Source organism: Pseudomonas sp. JH-2 (assembly GCF_036231725.1).
Taxonomy (GTDB): Bacteria; Pseudomonadota; Gammaproteobacteria; order Pseudomonadales; family Pseudomonadaceae; genus Pseudomonas; species Pseudomonas delhiensis.
Genome location: NZ_JAZAQP010000001.1, coordinates 114,735 through 133,668, shown reverse-complemented (window position 1 = coordinate 133,668; position 18,934 = coordinate 114,735). Strand labels below are relative to the sequence as shown.

At 68.8% G+C, this 18,934-nt stretch carries 19 protein-coding genes and 1 pseudogene; 15 read left to right on the top strand and 5 right to left on the bottom strand.

The features are described 5' to 3' along the window. Window positions 1-124: 124 nt before the first annotated feature. From urtE to VV867_RS00535, 7 genes are all read left to right on the top strand, one after another. Entirely contained in the window at window positions 125-823 is a 699-nt protein-coding gene (gene urtE, locus VV867_RS00565) for an urea ABC transporter ATP-binding subunit UrtE (protein WP_328565359.1), read from the top strand. 306 nt (window positions 824-1,129) lie between these two features. Beyond that, entirely contained in the window at window positions 1,130-1,963 is an 834-nt protein-coding gene (locus VV867_RS00560; protein ID WP_109934710.1) for an urease accessory protein UreD, read from the top strand. A gap of 1 nt (window position 1,964) precedes the next feature. After that, window positions 1,965-2,267 carry an urease subunit gamma gene (locus VV867_RS00555; protein ID WP_043268703.1) on the top strand — a complete coding sequence of 101 codons (303 nt, stop codon included), beginning with the start codon at window positions 1,965-1,967 and terminating at the stop codon, window positions 2,265-2,267. A gap of 50 nt (window positions 2,268-2,317) precedes the next feature. Continuing rightward, window positions 2,318-2,824, top strand: a complete 507-nt coding sequence (locus VV867_RS00550) for a GNAT family N-acetyltransferase (protein ID WP_328565358.1) — start codon at window positions 2,318-2,320, stop codon at window positions 2,822-2,824. Beyond that, entirely contained in the window at window positions 2,821-3,126 is a 306-nt protein-coding gene (locus VV867_RS00545; protein WP_328565357.1) for an urease subunit beta, read from the top strand. The genes VV867_RS00550 and VV867_RS00545 overlap by 4 nt, the downstream gene beginning before the upstream one ends. 206 nt (window positions 3,127-3,332) lie before the next feature. Continuing rightward, complete coding sequence (gene ureC, locus VV867_RS00540) at window positions 3,333-5,033, top strand: urease subunit alpha (RefSeq protein ID WP_328565356.1); 1,701 nt, start codon at window positions 3,333-3,335, stop codon at window positions 5,031-5,033. Window positions 5,034-5,479: 446 nt separating this feature from the next. Beyond that, window positions 5,480-6,733 (top strand): ABC transporter substrate-binding protein, encoded by a 1,254-nt coding sequence (locus VV867_RS00535; RefSeq protein WP_328565355.1) that lies wholly within the window; start codon window positions 5,480-5,482, stop codon window positions 6,731-6,733. A gap of 6 nt (window positions 6,734-6,739) precedes the next feature. Here the strand turns inward: VV867_RS00535 and VV867_RS00530 are convergent, their stop codons facing one another. Then, a complete protein-coding gene (locus VV867_RS00530; protein ID WP_328565354.1) occupies window positions 6,740-7,006 on the bottom strand; it encodes a DksA/TraR family C4-type zinc finger protein in 267 nt (88 codons plus the stop codon). A 167-nt stretch (window positions 7,007-7,173) separates the two neighbouring features. Between VV867_RS00530 and VV867_RS00525 the strand changes: the two genes are divergently transcribed. Both VV867_RS00525 and VV867_RS00520 read left to right on the top strand, forming a co-directional pair. Then, window positions 7,174-7,845 (top strand): hypothetical protein, encoded by a 672-nt coding sequence (locus VV867_RS00525; protein ID WP_109934704.1) that lies wholly within the window; start codon window positions 7,174-7,176, stop codon window positions 7,843-7,845. 112 nt (window positions 7,846-7,957) lie between these two features. After that, window positions 7,958-8,611 (top strand): hypothetical protein, encoded by a 654-nt coding sequence (locus VV867_RS00520; RefSeq protein ID WP_109934703.1) that lies wholly within the window; start codon window positions 7,958-7,960, stop codon window positions 8,609-8,611. Between the two features lie 3 nt (window positions 8,612-8,614). On the opposite strand, the gene VV867_RS00515 is transcribed toward VV867_RS00520, so the two are convergent. Then, window positions 8,615-9,478: an isocitrate lyase/PEP mutase family protein gene (locus VV867_RS00515; RefSeq protein ID WP_009613347.1), complete on the bottom strand. Its 864-nt coding sequence runs from the start codon at window positions 9,476-9,478 to the stop codon at window positions 8,615-8,617. A gap of 216 nt (window positions 9,479-9,694) precedes the next feature. Here VV867_RS00515 and VV867_RS00510 point away from each other — a divergent pair, with 216 nt between their 5' ends. Both VV867_RS00510 and osmE read left to right on the top strand, forming a co-directional pair. Further along, a complete protein-coding gene (locus VV867_RS00510) occupies window positions 9,695-10,960 on the top strand; it encodes an Hsp70 family protein (protein ID WP_328565353.1) in 1,266 nt (421 codons plus the stop codon). Between the two features lie 481 nt (window positions 10,961-11,441). Continuing rightward, entirely contained in the window at window positions 11,442-11,792 is a 351-nt protein-coding gene (osmE, locus tag VV867_RS00505) for an osmotically-inducible lipoprotein OsmE (RefSeq protein ID WP_275628469.1), read from the top strand. A gap of 16 nt (window positions 11,793-11,808) precedes the next feature. Here osmE and VV867_RS00500 read toward each other — a convergent pair whose 3' ends face one another. Next, on the bottom strand, window positions 11,809-12,063 hold the full coding sequence (locus tag VV867_RS00500; protein ID WP_089390068.1) for a hypothetical protein: 255 nt from the start codon (window positions 12,061-12,063) through the stop codon (window positions 11,809-11,811). Window positions 12,064-12,175: 112 nt separating this feature from the next. Here VV867_RS00500 and VV867_RS00495 point away from each other — a divergent pair, with 112 nt between their 5' ends. Next, window positions 12,176-12,631 (top strand): GyrI-like domain-containing protein, encoded by a 456-nt coding sequence (locus tag VV867_RS00495; RefSeq protein WP_328565352.1) that lies wholly within the window; start codon window positions 12,176-12,178, stop codon window positions 12,629-12,631. A gap of 1 nt (window position 12,632) precedes the next feature. Here VV867_RS00495 and VV867_RS00490 read toward each other — a convergent pair whose 3' ends face one another. Continuing rightward, on the bottom strand, window positions 12,633-14,705 hold the full coding sequence (locus tag VV867_RS00490; RefSeq protein ID WP_328565351.1) for an AsmA family protein: 2,073 nt from the start codon (window positions 14,703-14,705) through the stop codon (window positions 12,633-12,635). Window positions 14,706-15,190: 485 nt separating this feature from the next. Here VV867_RS00490 and VV867_RS31105 point away from each other — a divergent pair, with 485 nt between their 5' ends. Next, window positions 15,191-15,856, top strand: coding sequence for a phage infection protein (locus VV867_RS31105; RefSeq protein ID WP_109936009.1), 666 nt, complete (start codon window positions 15,191-15,193; stop codon window positions 15,854-15,856). Window positions 15,857-15,925: 69 nt separating this feature from the next. Here VV867_RS31105 and VV867_RS00480 read toward each other — a convergent pair whose 3' ends face one another. Beyond that, entirely contained in the window at window positions 15,926-17,227 is a 1,302-nt protein-coding gene (locus VV867_RS00480; protein ID WP_109936010.1) for an MFS transporter, read from the bottom strand. A gap of 251 nt (window positions 17,228-17,478) precedes the next feature. Here VV867_RS00480 and VV867_RS00475 point away from each other — a divergent pair, with 251 nt between their 5' ends. Together VV867_RS00475 and VV867_RS31100 are read left to right on the top strand one after the other, a co-directional pair. Next, window positions 17,479-17,724 (top strand): DUF6868 family protein, encoded by a 246-nt coding sequence (locus VV867_RS00475; protein ID WP_089390281.1) that lies wholly within the window; start codon window positions 17,479-17,481, stop codon window positions 17,722-17,724. 169 nt (window positions 17,725-17,893) lie between these two features. Then, window positions 17,894-18,910 (top strand): annotated as a pseudogene (locus tag VV867_RS31100) (methyl-accepting chemotaxis protein); the annotation flags it as partial. Window positions 18,911-18,934: the final 24 nt, after the last annotated feature.

The window sequence follows — 18,934 nt, the reverse complement described above, 5'->3', positions numbered from 1 at the left end:
CCAGCTGCAAGCTGCAAGCTGCAAGCTGCAAGCTGCAAGCTGCAAGCTGCAAAACGAGGCTGACCGCTCTTTCTTGTGGCTTGAAGCTTGGGGCTTGAAGCTGCAGCAATCGAGGAATCCAACCGTGCTCCAAGTCCAACAGCTGCACCAATACTACGGCGGCAGCCACATCCTCCGTGGCCTGTCGTTCGACGCGAAGATCGGTGAAGTCACCTGTCTGCTCGGGCGCAATGGCGTGGGCAAGACCACCCTGCTGCGCTGCCTGATGGGGCTGGTGCCGGCGCGCGAAGGCAGCGTCAACTGGGAGGGCAAGGCCATCACGGCTTTCAAGCCGCACCAGCGGGTGCATGCCGGCATCGCCTACGTGCCCCAGGGGCGCGAGATCTTCCCGCGGCTGAGCGTGGAGGAGAACCTGCTGATGGGGCTTTCGCGCTTCGGCGCGAAAGAGGCCAAGGCGGTTCCCGAGTTCATCTACGAGCTGTTCCCGGTGCTGCGCGAGATGAAGCAGCGCCGCGGCGGCGACCTCTCCGGCGGCCAGCAGCAACAACTGGCCATCGGCCGCGCCCTGGCCAGCCGCCCGCGTCTGCTGATCCTCGACGAGCCCACCGAAGGCATCCAGCCCTCGGTGATCAAGGAGATCGGCGCGGTGATCCGCAAGCTCGCCGAGCGCGGCGACATGGCCATCCTGCTGGTGGAGCAGTTCTACGACTTCGCCGCCGAACTGGCCGACCAGTACCTGGTGATGGCCCGCGGCGAGATCGTCCAGCAGGGCCGTGGCGCGGACATGGAAGGCGAAGGGGTGCGCGGCCTGGTCGCCATCTGAGGGGCCGTCCGTGCCAACGGACACATCGATGCTCGCCGGCACCGTAGGGCGCATAACGCCTACGGCGTTATCCGCCATCGACCTTCCGCGCCCGGGCCATCGGCGGATAACCGCGAACGGTTATACGCCCTACGCTCCATGATGGCGCACGGCACTCGCCGATGCACCGCAATCGCGCCCATACCTGACCACCCGGACAACCCCGTCCCCCGTCGCGGGCCAGGCTTTCCACGCCCACGCACTATCCTGGCGCAGAAGGCACGCCAATTGCTCTATCCAGGGCAACCGCAGCCGAACCCGAGCCCCATGAACGCACCTGCCGCCCTCTTCCACCCCGCCTGGCACGCCGAGCTGGAGCTGGCCTACGCCCGCGTCGGCGACGGCACGCGGCCGGTGAAGCGGCGCCACCTGGGGCCGTTGCGGGTGCAGAAGCACCTCTACGCCGAGGGCCCGCAGGTCTGCCAGCACATCGTGGTGCACCCGCCCGGCGGCATCGCCGGGGGCGATACCCTGGCCCTGGACATCCACGCCGGCCCCGGCGCCTGGGCGCAGCTCACCAGCCCCGGCGCGGCCAAGTGGTACCGCGCCGCCACGCCGGCCAGCCAGCGCCTGCGCATCCGCGTCGAGCCCGGCGCCACCCTGGAATGGCTGCCCCAGGAAACCATCGTGTTCTCCGGCGCCCGGGCCGAGCTGCGCAGCGACATCGAGTTGCTCGGCGACGCCCGCCTGTTCTACTGGGACCTGGTCGCCCTCGGCCGCCCCGCCGCCGGCGAGCGCTTCGACCAGGGCCGCTTCGCCGCGCAGCTGGACATCCGCCGCGACGGCCAGCGCCTGTGGCACGAACGCCAGCGCATCGACGGCGGCGACCGCCTGCTGGACTCGCCCATCGGCCTGGCCGGGCAGCCGGTGATGGCCACCCTGATCGCCAGCGGGCAGATCGACGCCGAGCTGCTGGAAGCCTGCCGCGCGCTACCCTGCAGCGGGCGCGGCAACCTCACCCAGCTGCCCGGCCTGCTGGTCGCCCGCTGCCTGGCCGCCGAGGCGCTGCACGCCCGCGCCTGGCTCATCGAACTCTGGCGCCGGCTGCGGCCCGCGCTGCTCGGCCGCGAGGCCGTTCCCCCGAGAATCTGGAGCACCTGAGATGGACTTGACGCCCCGCGAGAAAGACAAGCTGCTGATCTTCACCGCCGGCCTGGTGGCCGAGCGGCGCCTGGCCCGCGGCCTGAAGCTGAACCACCCGGAAGCCATCGCGCTGATCTCCGCCGCCCTGCTCGAAGGCGCCCGCGACGGCCGCACCGTGGCCGAGCTGATGCACTACGGCACCACCCTGCTCAGCCGCGAGCAGGTGATGGAAGGGGTGCCGGAGATGATCCCGGAAATCCAGGTGGAGGCCACCTTCCCCGACGGCACCAAGCTGGTCACCGTGCACCAGCCCATCGCCTGACAGCCGGCACAGACCGGCGACCTTCGACTGAACCTGCCCAAGGAACCCCCATGCACATCCGCGATGCCCAGCCCGCCGACCTCGAAGCCCTGCGCGACATCTACAACGACGCCGTGCTCAACACCACCGCGATCTGGAACGAGGTCGCCATCGACCTCGACAACCGCCGCGCCTGGCTGGAACTGCGCGCCCAGCAGGGCTTCCCGGTGCTGGTGGCCGAGGACGCCGGCGAAATGGTCGGCTACGCCAGCTACGGCCCCTGGCGCGCCTTCGACGGCTTCCGCGAAACCGTCGAGCACTCGGTCTACGTGCGCGCCGACCAGCGCGGCAAGGGCGTGGGCCCGCAGCTGATGCAGGCGCTGATCGACCGCGCCCGGGCCCAGGGCCTGCACGTGATGGTGGCGGCCATCGAGAGCGGCAACGCCGCCTCCATCCGCCTGCACGAACGCCTGGGCTTCGCCGTCACCGGGCAGATGCCGCAGGTGGGCCAGAAGTTCGGCCGCTGGCTCGACCTGACCTTCATGCAACTGATCCTCGACCCTAGGAGCGCCCCATGATCCCTGGCGAATACGACGTCCAGCCCGGCGAGATCGAACTCAACGCCGGCCGCCGCACGCTCAGCCTGACGGTGGCCAACAGCGGCGACCGGCCGATCCAGGTCGGCTCGCACTACCACTTCTACGAGACCAACGACGCCCTGCGCTTCGACCGCGAAGCGGCCCGCGGCATGCGCCTGAACATCCCGGCCGGCACCGCGGTGCGCTTCGAACCGGGGCAGAGCCGCGAGGTGGAGTTGGTGGAGCTGGCTGGCGAGAGAAAGGTTTACGGCTTCGCTGGGCGAGTGATGGGCGCGCTTTGAGATTGATGCAAACAAGAGAACCCTCTCCCCCGCCCTCTCCCTGAAGGGAGAGGGAGCTGTCCGTGCCGGCTGACGCCAAGGTTTCATCCTGCACCGCACGGTCCCCTCTCCCTTCAGGGAGAGGGTTAGGGAGAGGGCGCGTGGTTGAGTCCCGTGTCGAAGGCTCAGGAAAAGTACCGAATGCCCCTGGCCGCCAAGGAGCCGCAATGAAGATCAGCAGACAAGCCTACGCCGACATGTTCGGCCCCACCGTCGGCGACCGCGTGCGCCTGGCCGACACCGAGCTGTGGATCGAGGTGGAGCAGGACTTCACCGTCTACGGCGAGGAGGTGAAGTTCGGCGGCGGCAAGGTCATCCGCGACGGCATGGGCCAGGGCCAACTGCCGGCCGCCGAGGTGGTCGACACCGTCATCACCAACGCGCTGATCCTCGACCACTGGGGCATCGTCAAGGCCGACGTGGGCTTGAAGGACGGGCGCGTCAAAGCCATCGGCAAGGCCGGCAACCCGGACATCCAGCCCGGCGTCAGCATCGCCCTCGGCGCCAGCACCGAGGTGATCGCCGGCGAGGGCATGATCCTCACCGCCGGCGGCATCGACACGCACATCCACTTCATCTGCCCGCAGCAGATCGAAGAGGCGCTGATGAGCGGGGTGACCACCATGATCGGCGGCGGCACCGGGCCGGCCACCGGCACCAACGCCACCACCTGCACCTCCGGGCCCTGGCACCTGGCGCGCATGCTCCAGGCCGCCGACGCCTTCCCGATGAACATCGGCTTCACCGGCAAGGGCAACGCCAGCCTGCCGCTGCCGCTGGAGGAACAGGTGCGCGCCGGGGCCATCGGCCTGAAGCTGCACGAGGACTGGGGCACCACCCCGGCGGCGATCGACAACTGCCTGGGCGTGGCCGACCGCTACGACGTGCAGGTGGCCATCCACACCGACACCCTCAACGAATCCGGCTTCGTCGAAACCACCCTGGCCGCCTTCGCCGGCCGCACCATCCACACCTACCACACCGAGGGCGCCGGCGGCGGCCACGCGCCGGACATCATCCGCGCCTGCGGCTTCGCCAACGTGCTGCCCAGCTCCACCAACCCGACGCGGCCCTTCACCCGCAACACCATCGACGAGCACCTGGACATGCTCATGGTCTGCCACCACCTGGACCCGAGCATCGCCGAGGACGTGGCCTTCGCCGAGTCGCGCATCCGCCGCGAGACCATCGCCGCCGAGGACATCCTCCACGACCTGGGCGCCTTCAGCATGATCAGCTCCGACAGCCAGGCCATGGGCCGCGTCGGCGAGGTCATCACGCGCACCTGGCAGACCGCCGACAAGATGAAGAAGCAGCGCGGCGCCCTGCCCGGCGACGGCGCGCGCAACGACAACTTCCGCGCCAGGCGCTACATCGCCAAATACACGATCAACCCGGCGATCACCCATGGCGTCAGCCACGAGGTGGGCAGCATCGAGGTGGGCAAGCTGGCCGACCTGGTGCTCTGGCGCCCGGCCTTCTTCGGCGTGAAGCCGAGCCTGATCCTCAAGGGCGGCGCCATCGCGGCGAGCCTGATGGGCGACGCCAACGCCTCCATCCCCACCCCGCAGCCGGTGCACTACCGGCCGATGTTCGCAAGCTTTGGCGGCAGCCACCACGCCACCAGCCTGACCTTCCTCAGCCAGGCCGCCTGGGAGGCCGGCCTGCACGCGCGCCTGGGCCTGCACAAGGCCATCGGCGTGGTGCAGGGCTGCCGCACGCTGCGCAAGACCGACCTGATCCACAACGCCTACCTGCCGCACATCGAGGTCGACCCGCAGAACTACCAGGTGCGCGCCGACGGCCAGCTGCTGTGGTGCGAACCGGCCGAGGTGCTGCCCATGGCGCAGCGTTATTTCCTGTTCTGAAACGCGGCCTGGCTGCAGGTATCCCCGGGGCCCTGCGCACGATTCGCACGCAGGGCGTGCTCCTACAATGTGCCCAACCGTAGGGCGAATAACCGTTCGCGGTTATCCGCCGTCGGCCATGCCACCGGGACGTCCGGCGTGATCGGTAAATCCAATCGCGGACGGAGTCCGCTCCTACACAGCCCCACCGCGCCATCCCCTGTGGGAGAAACGCCGTCGTAGGATGGGTTGAGCGAAGCGATACCCATCGCCACGGCAACATGGGTTTCGCTCAACCCATCCGACGAAGAGCACTCCGGCATGCTAGGCGCGCGCCTACAGGTCGCTGAAATCCCCCGGGAAAATTCAGAAGACCGCCCCCAGCGGACGCGCTTCGCATTTCCCCCGGGAGTCCACCCCCTACGCTGGCAGGGCCTCTGTGCCCGCTAGAACAACAAGGACTCCCGATGAAACGACTGACCGCCGCCCTGGCCCTGGCATTGGGCTTCTGCGCCTGCGCCCAGGCCGCCGCCCCCGCGCCCATCACCCTGGGCCTCAACTACCCCCGCACCGGCAGCTACCAGAACGAAGGGCGCGACCAGATGCGCGGCGCCCTGCTGGCCATCGACGAGATCAACGCCAACGGCGGCGTGCTCGGCCGCTCGCTGCGGCTGTCCAGCCACGACAGCGCCTCGCGCTCGAAGAAGGCCGTGGCCAACGTCGACAAGCTGGCCGACGAGGGCGCCGCCATGCTCTTCGGCGGCGCCTCCAGCGCCGTGGCCATCGCCGCCGGCAAGCGCGCCGCCGAGCGCGGGCTGCTGTACTTCGGCGCCGTCACCTACTCCAACGACACCACCGGCAAGGACGGCCACCGCTACATGTTCCGCGAGGGCATCAGCGCCTGGATGAGCGCGCGGGTGCTGGGCCAGTACCTGGCGCAGAAGCACCCGGGCAGCCGCTACTTCTACGTCACCTCCGACTACACCTGGGGCCACACCACAGAAGCCTCGCTACGCCAGGCCACCGGCACCCAGGACGGCGCCCAGCACCCCGGGCGGCGCATTCCCTTCCCCGCCGTCGGCCTTGCGCACTACCGCGACAGCCTGGCCCAGGCGACCGCCAGCGACGTCCAGGTGCTGGTCCTGGTGCTGTTCGGCCGCGACCTGGTGCGGGCCATGCAGGTGGCCCACGACCTCGGCCTGACCAGACGCATGCAGGTAGTCGCGCCCAACCTCACCCTGAACGTGATAGAGCAGGCCGGGCCGAGCGTGATGGAGGGCGTGGTCGGCACCGAGCCCTGGACCTGGCGCGTACCGGAACTGGAGAACAGCGCCCGCGGCAAGGCCTTCGTCAGCGACTACGTGAAGCGCTACCAGAAGTACCCGTCCAGCTCCGCCGCCTCGGCCTACGGCATCGTCTACCAGTGGGCGGACGCCGCCAGGCGCGCCAACAGCCTGGACAGCGAGGCGCTGATCAGGGCGCTGGAAGGCCACCGCTACGCCCTGCTCAAGGGCGAGCAGTACTGGCGCGCGTTCGACCACCAGAACGTGCAGCGCATCTATGCGGTGAAGGTGAAGCCGCGCAGCGAGGTGCTGAAGGACCCGCTGAAGCAGGACTACTTCGAGATCATCCACCAGCTCGACGGCGACCTGGCCGCGCCGAGCCTGGAGGAATGGCGGGAAGAAAGGCGCGCCGCCGGCAAGCCCCCGCTGCTGCAGTGAGGCCCCTCAGCGCAGCTGGCTGTCCTTGCTGCCGCGCCGGTTGTAGCCGGCGAAGGCCGCCTGCTCCTGGTCGTGGGCGGCCTGGCAGTTCACGCACAGGCGCACGCCGGGCACGGCCTGGCGCCGCGCCTCGGGGATGGGCGCATCGCACTCCTCGCAATGCGTCAGGCTCTCGCCGCGGGGCAACTGGCTGCGCGCCCGGGCGACGGCGTCCTCGATGGTGCTGTCGATCTGTTCCTGCACGGCGCCGTCGTTCGCCCAACCACTGGCCATGGCAACCTCCGATCAAACTTTGTACAGATTGCAGATATGGACGCCCCGGCGGCCGATTGCAAGGGCAACGGCTGCGCGAAAAGGTGGCGGGGTGCGCTGAAAAGCCCCTTCCCCGGGCGCCGCGCAACGAGAACAATAGCGCGCTTTCCCGTCATGGATGTTCCCCGATGCGAATCCTCCCGTCCCGTCTCCGCCACTGCCTGCCGCTGGCGCTCTGCGCCCTGCTCGGCGCCCAGGCCCAGGCCTCCGGGGCCACCAGCGTCGAAGCCGACCTGGTCGACGCCAACCGCTACCTGCTGCTCTACAGCGCCACCGCCGACGAACGCTTCCTCGAACGCCTGGACGCCACCGGCAAGCACCTGCAGGCCGCCCTCGGGCAGCGCCAGGACGCCGCGGCGCTGCGCGCGCTCTGGGCCAGCTACGAGCAGGGCCGGCAACAGATGCTGGCCGAGCACGCCGCCCGCAAGCTCGACCAGAATGGCGAGATGGCCCGCAGCCTGAAGCTGGCCGAGCCCCTGGACGCCTACCTGCAGGCCCACCCGCTGGCCGCACCGGGCCTGGCCGACGACCTGCGCAGCCGCGCCCTGCTCACCGCCCGCCTGGCCAACCTGCAGAAGGTCGACGGCCCGCGCGCCGAGGCCGAGGCGGCGAACGTCAAGGCCCTGGACGAACGCATCCAGCAGCGCATCGACGCCCTGGCGCAAAGCAACCCCGCCCTGCACGACGAACTGGACAAGCGCTGGCGCTACCTGCAGGTCAGCCAGCGCAATGGCCAGCAACTGCTCTACCCCTTCAACGCGCAGATCGAGGCCATGCTCGGCAAGCTGGCCGGCGCCTGACCGGGGCCGGCCGTCCCGGCCGGAGTCGGTCTACCGCAGACTCGGAATCGTCCGATAGGCGGCACCGGATGGGCCACCCAAGAATGGCGGCCCCATCGCCAGGAGCCGCCCCATGCACCGCCTCGTCCTTTCCCTGCTGCTGAGCCTGCTCGTCACCCTGCCCGGCGTGGCCCGGGCCGACGACCTCGACGCCACCCTGCAGGCCGCGCAGCGCTACCTGCTGCTCTACAGCGCCACTGGCGACGAACGTTTCCTCAAGCGCCTGCAACGGCTCGACGAGACCTTCCACGCCCAGGTCGCCGAACAGCGCAACGGCGAGACGCTCCAGGACATCTGGTCGCTCTACGGCGAAACGGTGGAACGCGTGGAAAGCGGCTACGAACAGAGCGGCCCGGCGCTGCGCGAGGCCCTCGCCCAGGCCCTGGAGGTCTCGGCGCTGCTACAGGAGTTCCGCGTGCAGCTTCCGCCGCCGGGCGAAGCGAGCCTGGCGGACAACCTGCAGCGCCTGGCGCTGCTCAAGGCCAAGCGCGCCAACCACAAGCTGCTGGGGGCGGACGACGGGAGCCTGGACGAGCAGGTCGCCGACCTGCGCGAAGCCATCGGGGCCCAGTTCACCAGCCTGCCGGACACCCCCGAGGGCGAGGCCATGCGCGCCCGCTGGCGCTACCTGCAGCTGACCGAGCGGCCGGCCGGCACCCTGCTCTACCCGTTCAACGCCCAGGTCGAGTACCTGCTGCACAAGCTCGAAGAGGGCCGGGAAGGCTAGGCCCTATTCCTTCACTTCCATGTATTCCCTGGCGAAGATCTGGTACTCCTCCGGCAGGGTGTACTTCTTCGCCAGCTCCGAGGCGGTCAGGTCGGAGGCGTCCACGCCGCGCTGCTCGCGCAGGCAGTCGTAGGTGGCCTTGATGGCGGCGAAGTAGGCGGCATGGCCGTCCACCACGATGCGCACGCCGAGCTTGGCCAGGCGCTTGTCGTCGTGCAGCTTCGGGTTGCCGTAGGACACCAGCATCAGCGGCACGCTCAGGTGGCGGGCGATGGCCTCCAGGTGCTCGAAGTCGCGGATGCCGACCATGCAGATGCCGTCGGCGCCGGCGGCCTGGTAGGCCAGGGTGCGGCGGATCACGTCGTCCACCTCGATCACCTCGGCGTTGGTCCGGGCGATGATCGCCATCTCCTGGTCCACCCGCGCCTCCAGCGCCGCGCGGATCTTGCCCACGCCCTCCTCCACCGGGATCAGGTCGGTGGACTTGCGGCCGAACTGCGCCGGCAGCAGGGTGTCCTCGATGGTCAGCGCGGCGACGCCGGCGCGCTCCAGCTCGACGATGGTGCGCATCACGTTCAGCGCGTTGCCGTAGCCGTGGTCGGCGTCGGCGATCACCGGCAGGCGCGCGACGCGGCCGATGCGGGTGGCCTGCTCGACGAACTCGCTGAGGGTGATGAGGGCGAAGTCGGGCGCCGCGAGCACTTGTAGCGAAGCTACAGAACCACCCAGGATGCCGACCTCGAAGCCGAGGTCACCGGCGATGCGCGCCGACATCGGGTCGAACACCGATGCCGTGTGGTAGCAGGAGGAAGAGTTCAGCAACGCCCGGAAACTCTGGCGTAGCTCGTGGTGGGAGGCTCTGTGCATGGTGGGATCCAACTGCGACCTGGAGGTGGGAAGGGGCTCTGCGGAATCAGCGAACTCATGTAGCAAAACTACAGGATGGCAAATGTAGCAAAACTACAAAGCCTTCCCAAGCACTCTATCGCCTTCACCGTCCAGCGGCACATGAGCCGATAGTCGAGCAGCGCCATGCGCACTCGCGTAAACTGCGCGGCCGTTTTTTCGCCGGACCTTTCCGCCATGCTGCACTCCACTGACGCCCGCGCCCTGGGCATCGACTTCGGCACCTCCAACTCCACCGTCGGCTGGTGGCGCCCGGGGACGGAACCGCTGATCGCACTGGAAGACGGCAAGATCACCCTGCCCTCGGTGGTCTTCTTCAACACCGAGGAGCGCCGCCCGGTCTACGGCCGCCTGGCCCTGGCCGAATACCTGGAAGGCTACGAGGGGCGCCTGATGCGCTCGCTGAAGAGCCTGCTCGGCTCGCCCCTGCTCAAGAGCGAGACCACGGTGCTGGGCAGCGCCCTGCCGTTCAAGGACCTGCTCGGGCTGTTCATCGGCGAGCTGAAGCGGCGCGCCGAGGCCGTCGCCGGCCGCGAGTTCGAGGCCGTGGTGCTGGGCCGCCCGGTGTTCTTCGTCGACGACGACGCCGAGGCCGACCGCGAGGCCCAGGACACCCTGGTGGCAGTGGCGCGCAAGCTCGGCTTCAAGGACATTTCCTTCCAGTACGAGCCCCTGGCCGCGGCCTTCGACTACGAGCGCGGCATCGCGCGCGAGGAGCTGGTGCTGATCGTCGACATCGGCGGCGGCACCTCGGACTTCTCCCTGGTGCGCCTGGCCCCGGAGCGCCGCGAGCAGGCCGAGCGCCAGGCCGACATCCTGGCCACCGGCGGCGTGCACATCGGCGGCACCGACTTCGACAAGCAGCTCAGCCTGCAGGGCGTGATGCCGCTGTTCGGCTACGGCAGCCGGATGAAGTCCGACGCGCTGATGCCCACCAGCTACCACCTGAACCTGGCCACCTGGCACACCATCAACGCGGTGTACGCGCAGAAGTCGCAGCTGGCGCTGAAGAACATGCGCTACGACATCGTCGACGGCACCGGCATCGACCGCCTGTTCCGCCTCATCGAGCAGCGCGCCGGGCACTGGCTGGCGATGCAGGTGGAGGCCAGCAAGATCGAGCTGAGCGACAGCCAGCGCCGCGACATCGACCTGGCGCGCATCGAGCCGGGCCTGGTGGCCGAGCTGACCCGCGAGCTGTTCGAGGGCGCCATCGAGCCGCAGCTGGAACGCGTACGCGCCGGCATCACCCGCCTGCTGGGCGACGCCGACCTCGACCCGGCGCGGGTCGACACCGTGTTCTTCACCGGCGGCTCCAGCGGCGTGCCAGCCCTGCGCCAGAGCGTGGCGGCCATGCTGCCCAACGCCCGCCACGTCGACGGCGACCGTTTCGGCGGCATCGGCAGCGGCCTGGCCATCGAGGCGAAGAAGCGCTACGGCTGAGGCGCCAGGGTTTCTTCTACGCACGCCCTCAACCGTAGGGCGGATAACCGTTCGCGGTTATCCGCCGTTTAGCCATCGGCCGGGGGCAGTCGGCTGCTGCTTTTCGTAGGAGCGAGCTTGCTCGCGAAGGGTGCTCACAGGTGGCACAGGCGCGCAGGATCAACTCCGCTCCCTCTCCCTAACCCTCTCCCTGAAGGGAGAGGGGACCGTTCGGAGTGCTTGGATACTCTGGAGTCAGCTGGATATAGTGGCGTCCGGCTGAGACCTTGCTTTCAGCCGGCACGGACAAGCCCCCTCTCCCTTCAGGGAGAGGGCTGGGGAGAGGGTACGGAGGTCGGTTCAACGCCAGTGCATCCGGGAGCCCCCTTCGCAAACCACCACACAAGCCCGCGCCTCCACCCCCACCAATTTTTCGAACTCCCGCCCCAGGCCCCGACTCGAAACTGGACCACCCACAGGTCCGATCCGACAAGGAGGCCCCATGTACCGGCAAGCCCTGCTGACCGCCACCGCCCTGGCCCTGCTCGCGGGCTGTTCCCATGAATCCACCCGGGTGCAGAACCCGGTCAACCTGGTGACCTACCGCGACGAGCCGCTGGTGCGCGACGTGCACGACGGCATGAGCAGGGACGAGGTGCTGCGTGTCGGCGGCCCGCCTTCCAGCACCCAGGCGCGGGCGTACAAGGCCGGTAGCTGCAACAGCTACATCCTCAACCGGGAAGGCCGCGAGCAGCCCTACTACGTGACCTTCGACGACCAGGGCAGGGTCGACGGGAGCGGCTTCCTGAGCTGCTCCGAGCGCGACCGCCACGACCGCGACGCGCACCCCTGAGGCCCCCCGGCGGCGTTTAGCTGAGCGCCGCCACCAGTTCCGCCTTGGTCATCCGCCAGCGCCCGCGCACACCGGCGCGGGCCGCGCGCGCCAGCAGTTCCTTGCGCGTCATGCCCAGCAGCTTGGCGGTGGCCGGCTTGCTGCGCCGGGCGAGCCTGGCCAGGGCGTCCACCTCCTCCGGGCTGAGGCCCAGCTTCCCGTAATGCGCCTGAACGTGCGCCCGCTGTTTCTCGTGGCGTGCCGAGTGGCCCTGCGTACCGTTGCGCGGCATGGCAATCTCCTTCTGCGGGAGGGGAACAGAGCAATGGACCAGGTGCCGCGGAAAATATTCAGGCGATATCGATGCCGTCTATCATGCGAGCAGGAAAACAGGAGAGGACCTCATGAAACACCACATCGTCGAACTGCCCGCCTTCAGCGTGGTGGGCCTGGAATACCGCGGCGACGGCCAGGAGGGCGGCATCGGCCAGCTCTGGCAGCGCTTCCTGCCGCGCGAGGGCGAAGTCGCCGCGCGGGCCGACGACCGCAGCGCCTATGGCATCTGCGCCCAGGCCGCCGGCGGCGTCTTCCACTACATCGCCGGGCTGCCGGTGGCCCAGGGCGCCGCGGTGCCCGAGGGCATGGTGAAGTTCGAGGTGCCGGCGCAGAAGTACGCGGTGTTCACCCACGTCGGGCCGGTGGAAGGCATCGCCGACAGCTTCCAGCGCATCCATGCCGAACTGCTGCCCCAGCGCGGGCTGGAGCCGCGCCAGGCGCCGGCCTTCGAGCGCTACACCGAGCGCTTCCACGGGCCGGACGACGCCGCCTCGGAAACCGACCTGTACATCCCGGTCTACTGACTCAGCGCTTCGGTGCCCGGGCTGGCTGCTTCATCTGCGCCAGCAGGGCGGCGCACTGGTTGTCGTCGTTCTTGCTCGGCGCTATCAGCGCCAGCAGCCCGGCCGCCGGCCCCACCGCCACGCCCAGGGCCACCATGCCGGCGCCGCGGGCGATCAGCGGGCCGGCGTGCACCCCGGCCTTCGGGTTCTTGAAGGTGCCCTGCACGTAGAGCGGCGAGCGCAGCGAGAACAGCCGCACGCCCTTGCTGTGGGGGATGATGTCCAGGTCCAGCTGCTCGGTGGCGAAGTTGCTGGTGCCCTCGACATTGATGATGGCGTTCTCCGTATCGAAGGCGAAGATCCGCGGCTGGGCCAGGCCCTTGGCGATGCCGACGTCGGCCGCCGCGCAGTTGATCTTCACATCGTCGTCGCCGAACAGCTTGGCCACCAGGTAGTTGCCGACGTTGAGCCCGGCGATCTCCATCAGCCCCTTGCTGATCCGCCCGTCGTTGACCAGCAGCTTGATCTCGCCGTCGGCGCCGCCGAGGATGGCCGCCACCGAGTTGCCGGTGCCGCTCAGCGCGGCGTCGCCGTTGAGTTCGCCGAAGCTGGTCTGCATCGGCGCGAAGCTGGGGAACAGCTGCTTGAGCTTGAAGCCGCGGGCCTGCAGCTGCACCCGGCTCTGCAGCGGCGTCTTGCCGCCGTCCAGGCGGATCTGCGCGGTCAGGCTGCCGCCGGCCACGCCGAAGCGCAGCGGGTCCAGGCGCAGCAGGCCGTCCTCCAGGCGCAGGTGGGTCTGCAGGTCGCTGATGGGCAGCTTGTCGCTGTGGACGATGCGCTTGCCGGCGAACGCCACGTCGGCGTCCATGGCGCGCCAGCGCTCGGTGCGGAATGCCTCCACCGGCAGCACCTTGTCCGCCGGCTGGCGGGTGCTCTGGCCGCGCGCCTGCTTCTGCGCGTTGGTGTCGGCGCCGATCAGCGGGCCCAGGTCGACCATGCGCAGTTGCTCGGAGGTCAGCTTGCCGCTGAGTTTCGGCCGCGGCTGGCCGTTGACGAAGGTCAGGCTGCCGTGCAGGTCGCTTTCGCCGACCTTGCCGTTGAAGTTCTGGTATTCGAAGCGCGCCCCGGCGGGGTCGTGCAGTTGCGCGCGCAGGCGGCCGTCGGTGGTGTAGGCCGGGGTATCGGGGAGAGTCACGCCGGTCAGCGGGTAGAGGTTGGCCATGCTGTTGCCGGCCAGCTTCAGGCGCAGGTCCAGGGCCCCCAGGTGCAGCGGGTCGGTGAGGGTGCCGACCACCGCCGCGCGGGTGTCGCCCACCTTCACCTCCGCCTGCAGCGGGAAGGGCCGGCTGGCGTCCTCCAGGGCCAGCACGCCGCCGACCTTGCCCTCGCCGGCCAGCGCCAGGCCCTTGTAGGTGCCGCGCACCTTCCAGCCGAACACGTAGTCCTGGGTGGCCGCCGCCTGCTCGCCGCCCAGCGCCTTGCCGGCCAGCTGGGCGAAGGGCACCGGCTTGCCGAGGCTGTCCACCAGCACTTCCAGGCGCGTCTTCAGTGTCTGGTCGTCGAAGCCCACGCGGCCCTTGTCGAAGCCGATCTCGCCGATGGCCAGCGACCAGGGCGTGGGCTGCTCGGCCTCGCCCTCCTCCTTGGCCGGCAGGGTGAAGGCCCAGTTGGCGCGGCCGTCGGCCAGGCGCAGCAGGTCGGCGCTGGGCTGCGTCAGGCGTACCTGCGGGATCACCACCTGGTGCCACAGCAGCGGCAGCGGCGAGAGGCGGAACTCCACGTGCTTGAGGCTGGCGAACTCGGCCGCGCGGGTCTTGCCCACCGCCCAGTCGGGGTTGCCCAGGGTGATGTCGCTGGCGGCGAAGTGCGGCCAGGGCACCCAGGCGCGCCAGCCGCCCTCCTCCGGCTCGCGCTGCCAGAGCACCTGCAGCTCGCCGTTGATGGCGAAGGGGCGGCCGATGGCGGCGGAGACCTTGTCGTTGATCAATGGCCGCACGCGGTTCCAGTCGAAGGTGGCGATGAACGCCAGCGCCGCCACCAGCAGGGTGAGCAGGCCGGCAAGGCTGAACAGGCAGATTTTCGCGCCGCGCGTCATGCAGAACTCCTTGTCTCCGCGTCGGTTGGGTGCGCCCAGGCAGGCTCTTCTATCGGGTTGGACCGCAAGGCCCCGGCGAAATGCCGGAAAAATCGCCGGGCCGGAAAATCGAACGGCTCCCCACGATGACACCCCCAAGGATGCGCGAAGCCAGCCCCGGCGTCATTCGTGCCGCCCCGGGACAGGCGCAACCGCTCTGGCACGCGGCTCGGCGAGGCGCCGGGCCGCCTGCGACGATAGCCCTGGCCTTTCGTGCCGGTAGATTTATCTAATCGACAGATATGAACAATCACGTCGATACACTCCATCGAGGCCATTGATAGAAGTCAATATTCAAAATCAACTTATTGTTCCTAAAGGATTAAATCAAACATCATCGACATCGATAGCGACCATTACCCGGCTTCGTTTTTAAATCGATAATCCAGATTGGATACTGGCTCCGTGTCCAGAACAACACCCCTTTCCTCCAGGAGCCAAACATCATGAAACGCACCCTCACCTTCGGTTTCGCCCTTTCCCTGATCGCCGCCAACCTCGCTTTCGCCGCCCCGGCCAGCGTTTCCGCCCAGGCTCCGGCGCAAGTGGCCGAGAGCGGTTCTTCCCACAGCGTCGACCGTCTGCACCAGCAAATGCAGGCCCGCGTCGCCGAGAACGGCAGCGGCCAGACCATCGAACGCCTGCACAAGCAACTGAGCGAGCAGGTCCGCGTTTCGGAGAACGGCAGCAGCCAGACCATCGATCGCCTGCACCAGCAGATGGGTGAAGAGGCCCGCGTCGCCGAGAATGGCAGCAGCCGCACCATCGACCGCCTGCACCAGCAGATGGGTGAAGAGGCTCGCGTAGCCGAGAACGGCAGCTCCAACACCATCGACCGCCTGCACAAGCAGATGGGTGAAGAAGCCCGCGTCGCCGAGAACGGCAGCAGCCGCACCATCGACCGCCTGCACCAGCAGATGGGCGAAGAGGCTCGCGTAGCCGAGAACGGCAGCTCCAACACCATCGATCGCCTGCACAAGCAGATGGGTAGCGAGGAAGCCCGCGTGGCCGAAAACGGCAGCAGCCACACCATCGACCGTCTGCACGGCGCCATGAGCGTTGCCGAATCCGGTGGCGACACCGTCTTCAACGCCCACTTCCGTCAGGTCTGAAGCAACGCGCAGTACACCGCAAGGTGAAAGAAAAGCCCGGCACTCGCCGGGCTTTCTCATTTCTGCGGGTCAGCTCGCCTGGTCGGGCGAGCCGTCGGAGCGGCCGATGCTCGGCGGGGCTTCCACCACCAGCTCTTCCGGCACCTCTTCCACCCGCGGGTCGAGGGTGGCGGCCATGGGGCTGACGGTGTCGGGCATGGCCACGTGGTGCAGCGGCGCCTCGTCGACGCGGTGGATGCCGGTGACGCGCCGGGGCTGCACCCAGAAGATCAGCACCAGCGCATAGGCCGACACCAGCATGTAGAACATGCCCGGGCCGAAGTGGCTCATCAGCGCGCCGGCGAACAGCGGGCCGATGCACGCGCCCACCCCGTAGGTGGTCAGCAGCATGGCCGAGAGCGCCACGCGCCGCGGCTGCTCGACGTGGTCGTTGGCCAGGGCCACCGCCAGCGGGTAGAGGGTGAACAGCAACATGCCGGTGACGAAGCCGTTGGCCAGCAGCGCCCAGTAGGGCAGCTGGATCAACCCCCACATCGGCGCGGCGGCCACGCACAGCAGCAGCGCGTTGCCGCGGATCAGCCAGCTGCGGTTGACGCGGTCCGACAGCCAGCCCAGCGGCCACTGGGCGCAGAAGCCGGCGACGATGCACATGCCGACGAACAGGCTCGACTGCGAGGTGTCCAGCCCGTTGCGGTTGGCGTACACCGGCGCCAGGCCGTAGAAGGCGCCGACCATCAGGCCGGCGACGAAGATGGTGCCCAGCGACTGCGGCACGCGCTTCCAGAAGAAGCCGATCTCCAGCGGCGCCGCCACCAGCTTGGCCGGGTGCACCCGGCGCGTCAGCGCCAGCGGGATCAGGCAGGCGGAGAAGCAGATGGCCACCAGCAGCAACGGCTTGTAGTCCAGCGCCGGGCTCGCCGCCAGCAGGCCCTGGCCCAGCACCAGGCCGAGGTCCACCGCGACCATGTAGCCGGCGAACACCTTGCCGCGCTGGTGGCCTTCGGCCTGCTCGTTGAGCCAGCTCTCGATCACCATGTACTGGTTCATCATCACCGCGCCCATCACGAAGCGCAGCGCCACCCAGACCGCCAGGGTGTCCACCAGCGCGTGCAGCAGCACGATCACCGTGGCCAGGCCGGCGCAGGCCACGTAGGAACGGATGTGGCCGAAGCCGGCGATCAGCTTGTGGCCGAACTTGCCGCCGCAGACCAGGCCGAAGTAGTAGGCCGCCATCAGGCCGCCGACCCACAGGTCGCCGGCGCCCTCGGAGGTCAGGCGCAGGCCCATGTAGGTGGTGAACAGGCCGGAGCCGGCCAGCATCAGGAGGGTGGCGGTGTAGAGCGCGGGGAAGGTGACGAGCGGGCTGAACATGGGGCTACCTCGCCGGGCGGCATGGCGCCCGGCGGACAAGAGGGGTGATCGTTCATGGCGGCCGGCATCCGCGGGCGCACCTGTGCGACCACCACCGCGCGAAACCCGGCCGGTGCCACACCGGAAAGCCCGGCGCAGAAGCCGCGCATTATCCACGCCGGCATCGCCCGCCGCCATTGGCCGCGACGTCCGGCAGCCGCGGAACCGTCCGGCGCAGAGGCGCTCGAATGGAAAAACGCCGGGAGGTTGCCATGAACGTGAAGGACCCGCAGGAATTCCTGCTCTGGTGCACACTGCTCAACTACGCCGTGCTGCTGCTCTGGTTCGGCGCCTTCAGCCTGGCCCACGAGGGCCTGTACCGCCTGCACAGGCACTGGTTCGACCTGGGCCGGGAAGCCTTCGACGTCCTGCACTACGGCGGCATGGCCGTCTACAAGATCGGCATCCTGCTGTTCAACCTGGTGCCGCTGCTGGCGCTGTGGATAACCGGGGGCTGAACGGCCCCCGGAAGGGCGCCTCGTTTCTGGCGTCAGATTTTTCTCGCTTCTTCCTACGGTTTCGCCAAGCCCTGCCGATAAGCCACCGGCGTGGTCCGCCCCGCCATGGCCTCAACAAGAACAATCTCCGAATGGCCTGATTTTTCCGAACCTTTCCTGGAGATCGTCAATGCATAGCTGGATATCCAACCTGAGCGTGAACCTCAAGTTGGCCCTCGGCTTCGGCGTGGTCCTGGCGTTTACCGCCATCCTCGCCGTGGTCAGCTGGGTCGGCCTGGGCTCGCTGATCGACCGCAGCAACTGGATGAGCGACATCACCGAGCTCAATTCCCGGCTCACCAAGCTGCGCATCACCCGCCTGCAATACATGATCGCCGACGGCGGCGAGCAGGAAGCCGGCGCCGTCATGAGCGCCCTGGGCGAATTCAAGGCGCACCGGCAGAAGCTGCGCGGCTACTTCGTCAGCCCCGAGAACGTGCGCATGCTCGACCAACTGGGCGGCGTCATCGCCGACTACGAGAAATCCCTGGCCGCCATGCGCAGCGGCTACCAGAACGCCAACGCCACCCGCCGCGCCCTGGAGGCCGACGCCGCCCGCGCCGGCGAGCTGACCGCGCAGCTCCAGGAAGACGTGCTCAAGGCCCCCGCCGACGAAGCGCGCTCCATCCGCTACCAGGCCATCAGCCACACCCGCGAGGACCTTCTGCAGGCCCGCTACGACGTGCGCGACTACCTGGCCACGGCCCTGGCCCGCGATGGCGACGACGTCACCCGCCACCTGGACGAAAGCCTCGCCAGCCTGCCGGCGCTGGAAAGCGCCCTCGGCCCCGACCAGGCCGCCCGCGTGCAGCAACTGGGCACCGCGCTGCGCGGCTACCGCGAAGGCGTGCAGGCCCTGCGGGCGAACATGGCCGCCATCGTCCAGGCGCGCAAGGAAATGACCACCCAGGGCCAGGACATCGTCAAACTCAGCGAGGCCCTCTACCAGCTGCAGCTGAACCGCCGCGACGTCGAAAGCGCCCGCGCCCGCAACCTGCAGGTGCTCTTCACCCTGCTGGCCCTGGTGCTGGGCGGCCTGGCTGCGGTGGTCATCACCCGGCAGATCACCCGCCCGCTGCACGCCACCATGGAAGTGGTCGACCGAATCGCCGCCGGCGACCTGTCCCGCGACATCCAGGTCGAGCGCCGCGACGAGCTCGGCCGCCTGCAA